This window comes from Noviherbaspirillum saxi, assembly GCF_003591035.1.
Classification (GTDB): Bacteria; Pseudomonadota; Gammaproteobacteria; order Burkholderiales; family Burkholderiaceae_D; genus Noviherbaspirillum; species Noviherbaspirillum saxi.
This window is the reverse complement of the sequence record NZ_QYUO01000001.1, coordinates 2,980,181-2,995,077: the sequence shown is the minus strand read 5'-3', so window position 1 is coordinate 2,995,077 and position 14,897 is coordinate 2,980,181. Positions and strand designations below refer to the sequence as shown.

Here is a 14,897-nt window from a genome sequence, read left to right as displayed (position 1 = left end):
CGCGTGCGACTTACATCTTTGCCAAAAAATTTTTGTACACCCGCTTAGGACTCACATGAAAAAAGTACGCGTATGGGATTTGCCTGTCCGTCTTTTCCACTGGATGCTGGCGATCCTGATTCTCGTATCGATCATTACCCAACAGATCGGTGGCAATGCAATGGAATGGCATTTTCGGTCCGGTTATGCAGTGCTGGCCCTGGTCGGCTTTCGCATTATCTGGGGTCTGGTCGGCAGCCGGTATGCGCGCTTTGTCAGTTTCCTTCATGGGCCGTCGACCATTGTCGGCTACCTGCGCGGAGGAAAGGACGCGCTGAAGGGGAAATACATCGGCCATAATCCGCTCGGCAGTCTGTCGGTGTTTGCCATGCTCGGCGTAGTGGCGGCGCAGGCGATAAGCGGACTGTATGCGAACGACGATATTGCCAGCGAGGGGCCGCTGGTCAAATTCATCAGCAAGGATTTGTCGGACCAGATTACCTGGTTCCACAAGGAGGTAAGCGCCAATCTGCTTTACCTGCTGGTTGCGATGCATTTGCTGGCCATCGCCGTGTATTACTTCCGCAAGAAGCAGGATCTGGTGACACCAATGCTGACCGGGGATCAGCACGTCGAGTTCGATGCGCCGCATGCCAACGATGGCTGGGGCATGCGCTTGCTGGCATTACTTATCGTGGCCGTCTCTGCGCTGGCCGTGTACTACCTGGTCAGTCTGCCGCCGCGCGGTGCCTAAATATTACTTTTTCCTGTATTCGCCGAGAAAGGTGACGTTCAAGCCGCCGCAGCCAGACTCTTCGTCCACCACGAGCAAAATTCCCTTTCTCTTCATGCTCGCTTTGCAGTCTTCCATACTGTCCATTAACAGACGCTGGTTTTGCAGCTTGCCGACACCTTCGATCTCACCGGTGTGAACTTGACCGATATGCGCATTAGGCCCGAACCACAGGGCGCTCCCCGTTGCAAACACACGTTCACCCGTCAAGCCGATCAGCAGAATCGACGCGGTATGACGGTCTTCCTTCCCGTTCCAGTAACGGACATAGCGGCCGGACCAGGTGGCCGTCTCCGCGTTAGGCAGCGCGACCTGGTTCAAAAGCTTGATCTGCAGGCTGAAAGCCTCCTTGAGACAGACCACTGTCGTGCAGCTTGTAACACTGTAGGAGGTCAGCCATTCGCGCTGCCAATGTCTGATCAATGTTTTGTCTTGCCCGCTTTCGAGCGCCCGTTTGTATGCGGCGTTCAAATCTTCATCCAGCTTCGACAGGCTCGGGTCGGAGCAAATCAATTTCTCTGACGGTGTTCTCGCTTTATGACAATCGAAGCTGGCCGCCCAGGCTATCGACGTTGCAAACAAAAGCGCTGATATCCCGATGACATGGTGTACTGCTTTCATTCCTGCCCTTTGATCCGAATTTGGTTTTAATTTATTTGCTGGCGGCCGTTTGGCGGAATTGGCATCTTTTAAAGAATAATCCCTCCTGAAGGCTTGGTTCGGAAGGGATTGTAATGGACTGATTGGCAACTGGGGTGAAGAGTCAATTTAGGGGCATGTCACCCATTAACTCTACAAGCAATCAAGCAGGTAAAAGCCGCTGCTTACTTGTTCCGGTAATTGTCATGGCAAGCCTTGCACGACTGGCCCACGCCGCCGAATGCGGTCTTGATCGCATTCAGGTCACCGGATTTTGCGGCAGCGGAGAGCTTGCCCATTTCTCCCTGCATTTTTTCGGCGGCAGCCTTGAACTTGTCCTGTTCCTTCCAGATGTCCGGTTTCGCTTTTGAATTCGGTAGATCAGTCTCTGCGGGGAATGCGGTAAAGGCCAGCTTGGACATCATTTCCATGACGGCGACATCGGCTTCGACCGCGGCCTTGTTGTATGGTTTTTCACCTTTGACGACTGCGCCGACCCGCCCGGTATGGGCGCCCATCAGTGCAAATGCGGATTGCCGGTATTTGACGGCATCTTCCGGTTTGGCGAATTGGGCTTGTGCTGACAGGGGCGCGGCAATCAGGGTGGTCAGGGCGATGCTGGCTAACGCAAGTTTCATACAGTCTCCTCTAGAAATGTCAACAGGGACAGCTGCGCCGGAAAACCGGCGGCGTATGCTACGTATTGCTGCAAGGGGTGATACCGGCGAGGGCTTCATCCAGGTGTTGTTTCAGCTTCGCCAGCTCATGGTCGAGCGCGGCAAAGTCGTTGTCACTGTAGCTTAAAAAAGCTTGTTTGCAAAATTGTATGTGCGGGGCAAACAAGCGCTGGAAATCGTTTTCGCCCTGTGCGGTCAGCCGCACAATCATGCTGCGTCGGTCTTCCAGGCAGCTGGTGCGGACGACGAGTCCTTTTTCTTCAAGGCGGTCGACAATCCCGGTCAAGGTGCCCTTGGTGATCAACGTCTTTTCGCCCAATTCCTTGAACGACATGCCGGGCGTGTTGCCCAGCGTGGCAATGATATCGAATTGCGGCGGCGTGAGGCCCAGCCTGCGGACATTGGTATCCGATATCTGCTGGAATGCATGAAAGCATTCGGCAAGCAATCGAATGCTGCGCAGGTAGCGCTCTTTTTTCATGAAGGCTCCGCTCGAAAAACACAATAAAAAAGCCGGCGTATGCTCAGCCGGCTTTGGGAAAGATGCGGTCTAAGTTAGTCGGCCTTGAGTGCTTCGACCTGAATCGCAAGCTTTACTTCCGGCGCAAACTTCGGAACGCCATAGCTCAGGCCGAAATCGCTGCGATTGAACTGCCCGGTCGCATCGGCGCCGCAAACTTCACGCTTGAGCATAGGATGCGGAATGCACTTGAACTTGTTGATCGCCAGCGTAACCGGCTTCGTCACGCCGAGCATGGTCAAATCGCCTTCGACGGCAACCGGTGTGTCGCCCTCGAACTTGATGCGCTTTCCCTTGTAAGTGATTGTCGGATGTTCGGCGACATTAAACATGTCTTTCGATTTGGCATGCTCGTTCATCTTGGCATGACCGAAGTCGATGGTGCTGGGATCGATCGTGATATCGACGTTGCCGCTCTTGGATGTACGATCCAGCGTGACCGTGCCGCTGGTCTTCGTAAACTTGCCGCGCCAGAGCGAAATACCCAGATGATCGGCTTCAAAGCTCGGGTAAGTATGGTTCGGCTCGATATTGTAGGTTTGCGCAAACGCCGTGGTCGTGCAGATGGCCAGCAGCGCGGCCGCGATGTGCTTCAGTTGCATGCATGCTCCTTGTGAGAATGAGGACGGATTATTGTGTCGCGACGACACGGAACTTGATGACGACTTCATCGGCGACCATGCTGGTGTCTTTCCATTCACCTTCGCCGATGTTGAAGGCGAGCCGCTTGATCGGCAGCGCACCTTCGAAAACCTGGGTATTTCCTTCCTTCTTTATCATCATCGGAAAACTGACGTCGGCTGTCTTGCCCTTGATGCTCAGTTTGCCGACGACATCCAGCTTGCCGCCGGCAGCAGGTTTGAGCGCGTTGGAAACGAAGCTCGCTTTCGGAAATTGCGCGCCATTGAACCATTCCTTCTTTTGCGCTTCCTTGTTGAATTCCGCATCGCCAAGGTCGAAGCTTGGAATGTCAATATCGATGCTGGCCTTGGATGCTTCCGGTTTGGCGCTGTCGTAATCGATCTGCGCATTGAACTTCTTGAACTTGGCCTCGACCGGCACGTTCATTTGTTTGAACACCGCCGACACACTGCTTTTTGCAGGATCGGACTTGAGTGCGGCGGCTAACGCCGGCATCGCCAATGCCATCGCAGTGATCATTGCGGCGCGGCGCAGGAACGCGGAAGTGAACATCGTGTATATCCTTTAGAGCGAATAGGTCAGGGAGTTCAGGGCAGCATGCGTTTGAACACGCCGTCCCGGTCAATGAAATGATGTTTGAGCGCGGCGGCCACATGCAGCGCAAACATGGTGAGCAGCGTCATGTTGAACCAGTAGTGGATTTGCTTGAAGATGGGTTTCCATTCCGGATTGGCGTCGATCACGGCCGGCAGCGGCAGCACGCCCAGATAAACCACCGGCACGCCGGCCGCCAGGCTGTATAGATAGCCAGACACTGGAATGGCAAACATCAGCACGTAGAGCAGCGCATGCAAGCCATGCGCTGCGCTTCGCTGCCAGTCCGGCATCACGGCAGGGTATTTCGGCGCCTTGTGACCCAGACGCCAGAGCAGGCGCAGGCTGGCAAAGCCCAGCACGGTAATGCCCAGCCACTTGTGCCAGGAGAAATACTTGAGTTTGGTCGGGGTGATGCCCGGGATATCGACCATGGTGACGCCAAGCGCAAAGGCGGAAATGATCAAAAGGGCAATCAGCCAGTGCAAGAGAATGGCGGGCAGCGTGTACCGGAGCATGGTTGCGTTACGATAATTAGTTCGAGTTAGGACTAAATGTAGCATAAAAGCGATTGGAGTTCTTGCCGGCAGGGATAAAGTCGATAAGGAATGAATGCCGGCAAGATGCGATGCTGGACGCTTACGCAGCGGTTACGGGGCAGGATGGATACGACCGACAAATTGAAGAGGTGCGATTTCGGTCGTCTTGCAACGCAGTGAACAGGCACCTCGCATCGCTGGCGAGCTTGCCTGTCGGCCGCCGTTTTCGGTCGGCGTTGTTTAAATTTCCCGGGCCAGCTTTTCCGCAATGCCAAGATAATTTGCCGGCGTCATTGCCAGCAGTTGATCCTTGGCTTCTTGAGGTATCGCCAGACCGGTAATGAAGTCGCGCAGCGCTTCCTTGGAAATGCCCTTGCCCCGGGTCAGTTCCTTCAACTGTTCATAGGGATTTTCGATGCCAAAGCGACGCATCACGGTTTGCACCGGCTCGGCCAGCACTTCCCAAGTCGCATCGAGGTCGTCGGCAAGGCGCGCCGGATTTACTTCCAGCTTGTTCAGCCCGCGCAGGCAGCTGTCGTATGCCAGCAGCGTGTAACCGAACGCCACGCCTATATTGCGCAACACTGTCGAGTCGGTCAGGTCGCGCTGCCAGCGCGAGACCGGCAGTTTTTCCGACAGGTGCTTGAGTACCGCGTTGGCCAGGCCGAGATTGCCCTCGGAATTTTCAAAGTCGATGGGATTGACTTTGTGCGGCATGGTCGAAGAACCGATCTCGCCCGCCTTGGTGCGCTGCTTGAAGTAGCCCAGCGAGATATAGCCCCAGATGTCGCGGTTCAGGTCGAGCAGAATGGTATTGGCGCGCGCCACGGCATCGAACAATTCAGCCATGTAATCGTGCGGCTCAATCTGGATCGTGTACGGATTGTAGGTGAGGCCCAGGCGCTGCTCGATCACATTCCTGGAGAACGACTCCCAGTCGAATGCGGGATAGGCCGACAGGTGGGCGTTGTAATTGCCGACCGCGCCATTCATCTTGCCCAACAGTTCAACCGCCGCGATGCGCTGCTCGGCGCGTTTGAGGCGTGCCACCACGTTGGCGATTTCCTTGCCTAGCGTAGTCGGGCTGGCCGGCTGGCCGTGGGTGCGCGACAGCATGGGCAATGCGGCATTCTCGTGCGCGATGTCGGTCAGCTTCGCGATGACCGAGCGCAGCGAAGGCAGCAGCACGTCATTGCGCGCCGCTTTCAGCATCATGCCGTGCGACGTGTTGTTGATGTCTTCCGAGGTGCAGGCGAAATGGATGAACTCCGACGCAGCTACCAGTTCGGGCACGTCCTTGACCTTTTCCTTGAGCCAGTATTCGACCGCCTTCACGTCATGATTGGTGACCGCCTCGATCGCCTTGATACGTTCCGCGTCAGCTTCGCTGAATTCATTCGCCAGTTTATCCAGCAATGCCGTGGCAGCAGCCGAAAACGGCTTGATTTCGTCGAAACCCGCGGCCGACAGCGCCTGCAGCCATGCAATCTCTACCTTGACGCGATGGTGCATGAAGCCTGCTTCGGACAGGATCGGGCGCAGCTTGTCGGTCTTGGCGGCGTAGCGGCCATCCAACGGGGAAAGGGCGGAGAGGGCGGAAAGCGACATGATGTGAAAAACGGAAGAGGTAAGTAAAAGTGCGCGCAAAAGCCGGAAACTGGTGCGCCAATCGGGTGCAATCCGCCATTTTACCATCGCCCGCAAGGCCGGCAGACGCGGCGCCGGCACAGGCCGCACGCCGCGGCCAGCGAATAACGTGTGCTTCCTCAATGTTATAATCGCCATCACTTCATACCATACGCATCTATGAAACTCATCGGTTCCACCGCCAGCCCTTACGTCAGAAAAGTCCGCGTTGTCATGGCGGAAAAGAAGCTCGACTACGAGCTGATCCTCGAAAACGTCTGGGCTCCCGATACCAAGATCCTGCAATCCAACCCGCTCGGCAAGGTGCCTTGCCTGATCATGGAAGACGGCGGGGCGATGTTCGATTCCCGCGTCATCGTCGAATACCTCGACACGCTCACTCCGGTCTGCAAGCTGATTCCTCCCAACGGGCGCGAACGCGCCGAAGTCAAATGCTGGGAAGCGCTGGCCGATGGCGTGCTGGATGCGGCCGTGCTGGTGCGCCTAGAACGCACGCAGCGCCAGGAAGCGCAGCAAAGCCCGGAATGGATCAAGCGTCAGATGGACAAGGTCCACGCCGGCCTCAAGGTGATGTCGGCTGGTCTCAAGGACACTGCATTCTGCAGCGGCAATCACTATACGCTGGCCGATGTCGCGGTTGGATGCTCGCTGGGCTGGATTGCATTCCGCTTTCCGGAGATCGACTGGCGCGGCGACTATCCCAATCTTGCCAAGCTGTTCGACAAGCTGTCCGAAAGGCAGTCGTTCAAGGATACGATTCCGCAATGAGTTGACGTGTCGTATCGGTGCATTGAGCCGCATGCATTGATCGATTCGCGTTTATTCAACGAATTTAGGAAGCAAGACCCTAGCTTGGGAAATCCGAAGCAATAAGTGAAAAGGGCAGTCGATCGATTCGACTGCCCTTTGTTTTTGGTGCAAGTTGCGTCAAATAGTTGCGTCTTATTCTTCCATCTGCGATTGCAGGTAGTTTTGCAGACCTACCTTGTTGATCAGGTCGAGCTGGGTTTCTATCCACTCGATGTGTTCCTCGGTATCGTCCAGGATCTCGCGCAGGATCTCGCGCGATACGAAGTCGCCGGCCGCTTCGCATGCCTTGATGCCATCCTTGACGGTCTTCTGAGAAGCCTGTTCGAGCTTCAGGTCACAGTCCAGCATTTCCGGTGTCGACTCGCCGATCATCAGCTTGTGCAATGCCTGCAGGTTCGGTAAACCATCCAGCATCAGGATGCGGTTGATCAGATTGTCTGCATGCTTCATTTCGCCGATCGACTCTTCGTATTCCTTCTTGCCGATCTTTTCGAAGCCCCAATGCCGGTACATCCGCGCATGCAGGAAGTACTGGTTTACTGCTGTCAGTTCGTTGGTCAGCTGGGCATTGAGCAGCTTGATGATGTTCGGATCGCCTTTCATAAAACCCTCTGAAATAGTGTCGTAAAACGGACTAGTCTGGTCGTCCGGCGGTATGTATCCATGATAGCGCACCATGTTGTCTTTTCCATCATCCTGCATGCATTTCGTTAGTGAGAATTGTTTTCACTACGATTTGCGGCTGCACTGCTGAGCGGCTTGGGGATTGGTATTAGTGCCGGAGCCATTCCGGAGCGCGTCGATGCCGGCATACACGATGAATCGGAATTGCTTGCTGATTGGGTACATTGCGGCGCAAGAGCGTAACGGATGCTGTAATCAGCAAGCAGGAAGGGCAGATCGCATTGGAGGGCGAAGCGCATGGCCCATATTCGGCCAGTGAGGCAGTCGGCGGTTGTTCGGCCCATGGGTCGAACAACCGCTTATCGTGCAAAGAGGAATCGATATTGCGGCGGGAAATACGGGGCGCCGTGCTTGCGCCGCCCCAAACACTAACTTCAGGCTGCGATAGCTGCCTGGAATACGAGCGGCTGCGCCTCCATTTCACGCTCTTCCAGGCATTCGCGCAACACCGTCTTGGCGCAGGAATGGCATTTGCCGCAGCAGGTGCCCACATCCAATTTTTCGCGCAGCTGCGGCATAGTCGTCAAGCCCTCGTCGACGGCCTGGCGAATCTTTCGTTCCGAGACATTGTGGCAAACACAAACAATCATTCAAGCACCTTGGTGATAACTGGAATTACAAGGAAACAGATTTAATCAATTGGGACGATTGCCCGCGACCAGGCGGAACAAACGGTTCTGGCGCGGCGCGATCGCTTGCTCCACGACCATGCCCCATTGTTCCGACAATTGCTGACAGGTGGCGCGCAATACCGGCGCCAGCTCGGGCAGATCGGCCAGCGCCTTCAAATGCCTTTCGATGACCGAAGCCAGCTTGGCGCAGGCACTGCTTTCCTGATTGTTCGCGGTGTAGTGCGACATCAGGTGCAGTACTGCCGATACCAGCAGCTCGGGTTGAGACGGCACACTGGCCGGTTCGAAAAAGGCGGGGTTGATGGTGTCAATAGCCATGGCACATTCCTTTCGTAACGTGGGGACGTTGCTTGCTGGCTATCGCGTGGTCTTCGCTGTGGGATGGCTGGCGCTTCATTCTGGCGGCGGGTAGAAGTTGCGGCGGCCGCGTGTCAGGCGGTCAGGATCAGTTTGTTCAACTGGGTCAGCCGCAACCGGTAAATCCGGCCGTGGTGGTCGATTTCCACTTCGCGCTGCTGCTGCAGCAGGTCTTCGCTCTTGATTCGCATGACAGGCGCATGGGCGCCGGTAACAAGCGCGGCGGCCGGACGGGTCGCTTCCTTTTGCTGCATAAGTCGGTCCATCTCATGTCCTTTTGTAAATGCGAACAATTCTTATTTAGATTATTGACTAACTCCATAGTGTTTGCAAGCAGTTTTGTCGCCTTGTCGATAATTTATTGAGGCAAGTAAGGAGTAAGGGCAAAGAGAGACGAGAAAACATCAAAAATCAAAGATTTACGGTCAAAGCTTTCCTGGAAAAGCGAACCCACGGTTCAACAGGCCTTTGAACTTTTCAAGGTATTGTCTATTTGCCTCTCGACGTTGCAGAATCGACTGGACGGGCTGCGATATCAGGGAGCAAATTTTGCGAAGCATATGTCGATTTCCCGTCGTCCCGATCGTCGTAGAGGTGAAGTACGAAAGTTCCGCTATCTCATCTTAAGGAGTCCAACATGCGATTCATGATTTTGGTCAAGGCCGACCGCAACAGTGAAGCGGGCGTTATGCCCAGCGAACAACTGCTCGCCGATATGGGGCGGTTCAACGAAGAATTGGTAAACGCCGGCGTCATGCAGGCTGGCGAAGGCTTGCACCCCAGTTCAAAAGGCGCACGAGTGCATTTTTCGGGAAAGGACCGCAAGGTGATCGACGGGCCGTTCGCCGAGACCAAGGAGTTGATCGCCGGATTCTGGATCTGGAAGTGCGCCTCGCTGCAGGAGGCAATCGACTGGGTCAAGCGCTGTCCCAACCCGATGCTGGGGGAATCTGACATTGAGATTCGGCAAATCTTCGAGCCAGAGGACTTCGGCGAGGCCTTCACGCCGGAGTTACGCGAGCAGGAAGAACGGTTGCGGATGCAGGTTTCCAGGCAGGAGGCCGAGAACCCCTAAGCCGAATGATGCCGGGCCTGTTCACTCGGGCGGTTCCGAGCCGGCCCAGTTTTATATCGACATCTTTCCCAATTCGCGGATTGTAACTATTTCGCGCGATCCGGAAGCAGGTCCGGAAATTCATGGAAAGCCGGCGACGAAGTGCTAATTTCCGGCCGTATTGATGATGCCGCCGCCGAGGCACACTTGGCCGTCATACAGCACGGCCGATTGCCCAGGCGTGACTGCCCATTGCGGTGTCGGGAACGACAGGGAAAAGCGATCCGTACTGTCTGCAGCGATCATGCAGGGAACATCGGCCTGGCGATAGCGCGTCTTTGCCGCCAGTTGGCCAGCAGCTGGCGGCTCGCCGGCGATCCAGCTCGCCTGTGCGGATTCGAGCGCACCCGAAAGCAGCCACGGATGGTCATGGCCTTGCACCACGTACAGGATATTGTTCTCCACATCCTTTTTGGCGACATACCAGGCATCGCTGCTGCCTTCCGCATTCTGGTACGACTTGATGCCGCCCAGGCCTATACCTTTACGTTGGCCCAGCGTGTAAAAGCTGAGTCCGACATGCTCGCCGACGACGGTGCCGTCCGGCGTCATCATCGGTCCCGGCTTGTACGAGAGATAGCGGTTCAGAAATTCGCGGAAGGGCCGTTCGCCGATGAAGCAGATACCGGTCGAATCCTTTTTCTTTGCATTCGGCAGTCCGATGCGCTCCGCGATCTGGCGCACTTCGGTCTTCGGAATTTCTCCGAGCGGGAACAGGGTTTTCGACAATTGCGCCTGATTGAGCCGGTGCAGAAAATAGCTTTGGTCCTTGCTGGCGTCGAGCGCCTTGAGCAGTTCGAAGCGGCCATTCGCCGCTTGCCGCACGCGTGCGTAGTGGCCGGTCGCGATCAGGTCCGCGCCCAGCTTCATCGCATGGTCGAGGAAGGCTTTGAACTTGATTTCCGCATTGCACAGCACGTCCGGATTGGGCGTGCGGCCAGCCTGGTATTCGCGCAGGAATTCCGCAAAGACGCGGTCCTTGTATTCGGCGGCAAAGTTGACCGCTTCGATATCGACACCGACCACGTCGGCCACGCTGGCGGCATCGATCCAGTCCTCGCGCGTCGAGCAGTATTCGGAATCGTCATCGTCTTCCCAGTTTTTCATGAACAGGCCGATGACTTCATACCCTTGTTCTTTCAGCAGCCAGGCCGATACCGACGAATCGACGCCGCCCGACATGCCGATGACGACGCGTTTCTTAGCCACGGAATTCCCCGATGACGCTGGGATGCGTATAGATGACGGACAAGGGAGCGCGTTGGCCCGCCAGGTAATCCTCGACGCAACGCATCACCAGGGGACTGCGGTGGGTGCTTTCGCATTCCAGCATTTCCTCGCGCGTCATCCAGACTGCGCGCAGGATGCCGACATCCAGCGGACGCTTATGTTCTTTTCCGACTTCGCCGCAAAAGGCAAAGCGCAAGTAGGTCACCTGCTGGGTCGTGCGGGATGAAACATAGCGCGACATATACATGCCGACCAGGGCGGTGGGCGTGAATTCGTGCGCGGTTTCTTCCATCGTCTCGCGCGTGACTGCCTGAATCAGCGATTCGTTCGGATCGAGATGGCCCGCCGGCTGGTTGAAACGGACGCCATCGCTGGTTTCTTCTTCCACCAGCAAAAAGTGTCCCGCGCGCTCGACGATCGCAGCAACAGTGACAGAGGGTTTCCAGACTTCAGACATGACATTCCTTGAAGAGGGCGACATTTTACCTTGCGGCTACCAATCATGCCGTCGCAACGAGGCATGGCGTGGTGTTTCATCTCGCCATTGAAGTGAAGCATGATCGTGCGTCAAAAGGAAGCCATCTTGATTTTGCGCAACTATTGCCATTGGGTGATCAATGGTGTGGCAAAAGCTGGTACATTCAATTTTTTCAACTGATCGAAACAGCGGAAGCAATGCGCCTTTTTTTGCGAAAAATCGTTCTCTACAAGCTGATTGCCGAATAAAAGAGAAAAAAGAACGGTTGTGCTAATTTTTGGATTCCGTGTAAGATCGCTGTAAGAATTATTAAATCGAAATATCCCATGCCGGCTTGCGGGTACCGGATGGGCGGACGGCCGAAGGCGGGTTGTCCGAACCGCAGAATACTTAAGAATACTTATTCACATCACTTGGGGAAGCACATGTCTCTGATTATCGGAGTACCCCGGGAAATTTTTCCCGGTGAAAAGCGCGTCGCTACCGTACCTGACGTTGTCGAAAAGCTCATCAAACTGGGCTTTTCGGTTGCGGTCGAGTCCGGTGCGGGCGATCCTGCCAACTTCAGCGACGACACCTATGCCGCCGCCGGCGCCAGCATCGTACCGGACGCGGCCCAGTTGTGGTCGACCTCGAACATCGTGTTCAAGGTACGCGCACCGAGTCCGGAAGAGGTCGCGCTGATCCGCCCGGGCACGACGCTGATCAGTTTCATCTGGCCGGCGCAAAACCCTGAGCTGATGCAGCAACTGGCCGCCAAACAGGTGACCGTGCTGGCAATGGATAGCGTTCCGCGCATGTCGCGCGCGCAAAAAATGGATGCATTGAGCTCCATGGCCAATATCGCCGGCTATCGCGCCGTGATCGAAGCCGCTCACCATTTCGGCCGCTTCTTCACCGGCCAGATCACCGCCGCGGGCAAGGTACCGCCGGCCAAAGTCTTTGTGATCGGCGCAGGCGTGGCCGGTCTGGCGGCCATCGGCGCCGCGTCCGGCCTGGGCGCCATCGTGCGCGCCAACGATACCCGTCCGGAAGTCGGCGATCAGGTCAAGTCGATGGGCGGCGAGTTCGTCGCTGTCGACTATACCGAGGAAGGCTCCGGCGTCGGCGGCTACGCCAAGGTCATGAGCGAAGGCTTCCAGAAAGCCCAGCGCGATACCTTCGCCAAGCAAGCCAAGGAAGTCGACATCATCATCACCACCGCGCTGATTCCCGGCAAGCCGGCGCCCAAGCTGATTACCACCGAAATGGTGCAATCCATGAAGCCGGGCAGCGTGATCGTCGATCTGGCATCGGAGCAGGGCGGCAATTGCGAACTGACCGAACCGGGCACCGTCGTGGTCAGACATGGCGTGACCATCATCGGCTACGCCGACCTGCCAAGCCGCCTGTCCAAGCAGTCGAGCACCCTGTATGCAACCAATCTGCTGCGCCTGACTGAAGAACTGTGCAAGAACAAGGACGGCACGATCAATGTCAACATGGACGATGAAGTGATCCGCGGCACTACGGTGATCAAGGAAGGCAATATCACCTGGCCGCCACCGCCGCCCAAGCTGTCCGCCGCGCCCGCCGGCCAGGCCGCACAGGCCAAGCCGGCAGTCGCTCCGGCACCGAAGGGACATGGACACGGCGCCAGCGGCGCTCCCGCTTCCGGCAGCCGCATCGCCATCGTGTTCGGCGTCGCCGCAGCGCTGTTCTGGCTGATCGGCGCCTATGCGCCGGCGGCATTCCTCGGACACTTTACCGTGTTCGTGCTGGCATGCTTCGTCGGCTACATGGTGGTCTGGAACGTGACACCCGCGTTGCATACGCCCTTGATGAGCGTCACCAATGCAATTTCGAGCATCATCGCCATCGGTGCGCTGGTGCAGGTCGCGCCGCCGCTGGCCATGGGCGCCGAGCGGCCGGGCGACTGGATACGCTGGCTGGCAGTGATCGGCATCGTGCTCACCACCATCAACATGTTCGGCGGCTTCGCCGTCACGCGCCGCATGCTGGCGATGTTCCGTAAATAAGAGGGGCGATAAATGTCTGAAAGTCTCACAACAGTCGCCTATCTCGGTGCGGCCATCCTGTTCATCCTGAGTCTGGGCGGCTTGTCCAACCCGGAATCCTCGCGACGCGGCAATCTGTACGGCATCATCGGCATGGCGCTCGCGGTGCTGGCCACGGTCTTCGGCCCTTTTGTCACACCGGCCGGCATTCCCTGGATCATTGGCGCCATGGTGATCGGCGCGGCCATCGGCCTGTATGCGGCCCGTACCGTGCAAATGACACAGATGCCGGAACTGGTCGCGCTGATGCACAGCCTGGTCGGCCTGGCTGCGACCCTGGTCGGTTATGCCAGCTTCATCGATCCAGCGGCATCGGCCAATTTCTCCGGTGCGGAAAAGGCGATTCATGAAGGCGAGATCTATATCGGCGTCCTGATCGGCGCGATAACGTTCTCAGGTTCCCTGATCGCGTTCGGCAAGCTGTCCGCCCGTATCGGCGGCAAACCCCTGCTGCTGCCCGGACGCCATCTGCTCAACCTGGCCGGCTTGCTGCTGGTGATCTGGTTCGGTGTGCAATTCCTGCGCGCCGAATCGATCGAAGCCGGGATGATGCCGCTGATCGTCATGACCGTGATCGCGCTGCTGTTCGGCATTCATATGGTGATGGCCATCGGCGGCGCCGACATGCCGGTGGTGGTCTCGATGCTGAATAGCTATTCCGGCTGGGCGGCGGCGGCAACCGGCTTCATGCTGTCGAATGACCTGCTGATCGTGACCGGCGCGCTGGTCGGTTCGAGCGGTGCGATCCTGTCGTACATCATGTGCCGCGCGATGAACCGCAATTTCATCAGTGTGATTGCCGGCGGTTTCGGCAGCGACAACGGCAAACCGAAGCCGGCTGGCGGCGAAGCGGCGCAACCTGCGGGCGAAGTGGTGCCGGTGGTTGCCATCGAAACGGCGGAACTGCTGCGCGAAGCGAAGAATGTGATCATCGTTCCCGGTTACGGCATGGCGGTCGCACAGGCGCAGCACACCGTGTATGAAATCACCAAGCTGTTGCGCGAGAAGGGCGTGAACGTGCGCTTCGGTATTCACCCGGTAGCGGGGCGCATGCCTGGTCATATGAACGTGCTGCTGGCCGAAGCCAAGGTGCCTTACGACATCGTGATGGAGATGGATGAACTCAACGATGATTTCGGCGATACCGATGTTGCGATGGTGATCGGTGCGAACGACATCGTGAACCCGGCGGCGCAGGAAGATCCGGGCAGCCCGATTGCGGGTATGCCGGTGCTGGAAGTGTGGAAGGCGAAGACTTCGATTGTGATGAAGCGGAGTATGGCTTCGGGATATGCGGGGGTTGATAATCCCTTGTTCTATAAAGAGAACAATCGGATGTTGTTTGGGGATGCGAAGAAGATGCTGGATGAGGTGTTGATTGCTTTGAAGGCGGCTTGAGGGTTGTAGTCTTTTCTTCGGTAATTCGGTTCTTTTCGTTCTTCGGACGAGCTAGCCGGGAGTGGCCCCGGCGGGCCACTTACTTTCTTTGCTTCGCCAAAGAAAGT

General features: G+C 56.8%; 19 protein-coding genes. 6 read left to right on the top strand and 13 right to left on the bottom strand.

Annotated elements, in window-relative coordinates:
* Positions 1 to 55 precede the first annotated feature (55 nt).
* Entirely contained in the window at positions 56 to 733 is a 678-nt protein-coding gene (locus D3871_RS14130) for a cytochrome b/b6 domain-containing protein (RefSeq protein ID WP_119769472.1), read from the top strand.
* A 3-nt stretch (positions 734 to 736) separates the two neighbouring features.
* Here the strand turns inward: D3871_RS14130 and D3871_RS14125 are convergent, their stop codons facing one another.
* From D3871_RS14125 to purB, 7 genes are all read right to left on the bottom strand, one after another.
* Complete coding sequence (locus D3871_RS14125) at positions 737 to 1,393, bottom strand: lysozyme inhibitor LprI family protein (protein ID WP_119769471.1); 657 nt, start codon at positions 1,391 to 1,393, stop codon at positions 737 to 739.
* Positions 1,394 to 1,596: 203 nt separating this feature from the next.
* Positions 1,597 to 2,049: a c-type cytochrome gene (locus tag D3871_RS14120; protein ID WP_119769470.1), complete on the bottom strand. Its 453-nt coding sequence runs from the start codon at positions 2,047 to 2,049 to the stop codon at positions 1,597 to 1,599.
* A 58-nt stretch (positions 2,050 to 2,107) separates the two neighbouring features.
* Positions 2,108 to 2,569, bottom strand: a complete 462-nt coding sequence (locus tag D3871_RS14115) for a MarR family winged helix-turn-helix transcriptional regulator (RefSeq protein ID WP_119769469.1) — start codon at positions 2,567 to 2,569, stop codon at positions 2,108 to 2,110.
* Positions 2,570 to 2,643: 74 nt separating this feature from the next.
* Positions 2,644 to 3,210: a YceI family protein gene (locus D3871_RS14110; RefSeq protein ID WP_119769468.1), complete on the bottom strand. Its 567-nt coding sequence runs from the start codon at positions 3,208 to 3,210 to the stop codon at positions 2,644 to 2,646.
* Between the two features lie 28 nt (positions 3,211 to 3,238).
* The gene (locus tag D3871_RS14105; RefSeq protein ID WP_119769467.1) at positions 3,239 to 3,802 is read right to left on the bottom strand and encodes a YceI family protein; all 564 of its coding nucleotides are present in this window, start codon (positions 3,800 to 3,802) and stop codon (positions 3,239 to 3,241) included.
* Between the two features lie 35 nt (positions 3,803 to 3,837).
* Positions 3,838 to 4,362, bottom strand: a complete 525-nt coding sequence (locus tag D3871_RS14100; RefSeq protein ID WP_119769466.1) for a cytochrome b — start codon at positions 4,360 to 4,362, stop codon at positions 3,838 to 3,840.
* Between the two features lie 261 nt (positions 4,363 to 4,623).
* Positions 4,624 to 5,991, bottom strand: coding sequence for an adenylosuccinate lyase (gene purB, locus D3871_RS14095; protein ID WP_119770079.1), 1,368 nt, complete (start codon positions 5,989 to 5,991; stop codon positions 4,624 to 4,626).
* Between the two features lie 198 nt (positions 5,992 to 6,189).
* Here purB and D3871_RS14090 point away from each other — a divergent pair, with 198 nt between their 5' ends.
* A complete protein-coding gene (locus tag D3871_RS14090; protein WP_119769465.1) occupies positions 6,190 to 6,798 on the top strand; it encodes a glutathione S-transferase family protein in 609 nt (202 codons plus the stop codon).
* 174 nt (positions 6,799 to 6,972) lie between these two features.
* On the opposite strand, the gene bfr is transcribed toward D3871_RS14090, so the two are convergent.
* From bfr to hemP, 4 genes are all read right to left on the bottom strand, one after another.
* Positions 6,973 to 7,443, bottom strand: a complete 471-nt coding sequence (gene bfr, locus D3871_RS14085) for a bacterioferritin (RefSeq protein WP_119770078.1) — start codon at positions 7,441 to 7,443, stop codon at positions 6,973 to 6,975.
* Positions 7,444 to 7,898: 455 nt separating this feature from the next.
* Positions 7,899 to 8,114, bottom strand: a complete 216-nt coding sequence (locus D3871_RS14080; protein WP_119769464.1) for a (2Fe-2S)-binding protein — start codon at positions 8,112 to 8,114, stop codon at positions 7,899 to 7,901.
* Positions 8,115 to 8,159: 45 nt separating this feature from the next.
* Positions 8,160 to 8,474 carry a hypothetical protein gene (locus D3871_RS14075; protein ID WP_119769463.1) on the bottom strand — a complete coding sequence of 105 codons (315 nt, stop codon included), beginning with the start codon at positions 8,472 to 8,474 and terminating at the stop codon, positions 8,160 to 8,162.
* Positions 8,475 to 8,587: 113 nt separating this feature from the next.
* Positions 8,588 to 8,779, bottom strand: a complete 192-nt coding sequence (hemP, locus tag D3871_RS14070; RefSeq protein WP_199724774.1) for a hemin uptake protein HemP — start codon at positions 8,777 to 8,779, stop codon at positions 8,588 to 8,590.
* A gap of 371 nt (positions 8,780 to 9,150) precedes the next feature.
* On the opposite strand from hemP, the gene D3871_RS14065 reads away from it, so the two are divergent.
* A complete protein-coding gene (locus D3871_RS14065; protein WP_119769461.1) occupies positions 9,151 to 9,588 on the top strand; it encodes a YciI family protein in 438 nt (145 codons plus the stop codon).
* A gap of 144 nt (positions 9,589 to 9,732) precedes the next feature.
* Here the strand turns inward: D3871_RS14065 and mnmA are convergent, their stop codons facing one another.
* Both mnmA and D3871_RS14050 read right to left on the bottom strand, forming a co-directional pair.
* The gene (gene mnmA, locus D3871_RS14055) at positions 9,733 to 10,836 is read right to left on the bottom strand and encodes a tRNA 2-thiouridine(34) synthase MnmA (protein ID WP_119769460.1); all 1,104 of its coding nucleotides are present in this window, start codon (positions 10,834 to 10,836) and stop codon (positions 9,733 to 9,735) included.
* The gene (locus tag D3871_RS14050; RefSeq protein WP_119769459.1) at positions 10,829 to 11,314 is read right to left on the bottom strand and encodes an NUDIX hydrolase; all 486 of its coding nucleotides are present in this window, start codon (positions 11,312 to 11,314) and stop codon (positions 10,829 to 10,831) included. Before D3871_RS14050 ends, mnmA begins: the two co-directional genes overlap by 8 nt.
* Before the next feature lie 8 nt (positions 11,315 to 11,322).
* Between D3871_RS14050 and D3871_RS14045 the strand changes: the two genes are divergently transcribed.
* The 3 genes from D3871_RS14045 (at position 11,323) to pntB (ending at position 14,790) form a co-directional block, all read left to right on the top strand.
* On the top strand, positions 11,323 to 11,583 hold the full coding sequence (locus tag D3871_RS14045) for a hypothetical protein (RefSeq protein ID WP_119769458.1): 261 nt from the start codon (positions 11,323 to 11,325) through the stop codon (positions 11,581 to 11,583).
* Positions 11,584 to 11,760: 177 nt separating this feature from the next.
* Positions 11,761 to 13,353, top strand: a complete 1,593-nt coding sequence (locus D3871_RS14040; RefSeq protein WP_119769457.1) for a Re/Si-specific NAD(P)(+) transhydrogenase subunit alpha — start codon at positions 11,761 to 11,763, stop codon at positions 13,351 to 13,353.
* Between the two features lie 12 nt (positions 13,354 to 13,365).
* Entirely contained in the window at positions 13,366 to 14,790 is a 1,425-nt protein-coding gene (pntB, locus tag D3871_RS14035) for a Re/Si-specific NAD(P)(+) transhydrogenase subunit beta (protein WP_119769456.1), read from the top strand.
* Positions 14,791 to 14,897: the final 107 nt, after the last annotated feature.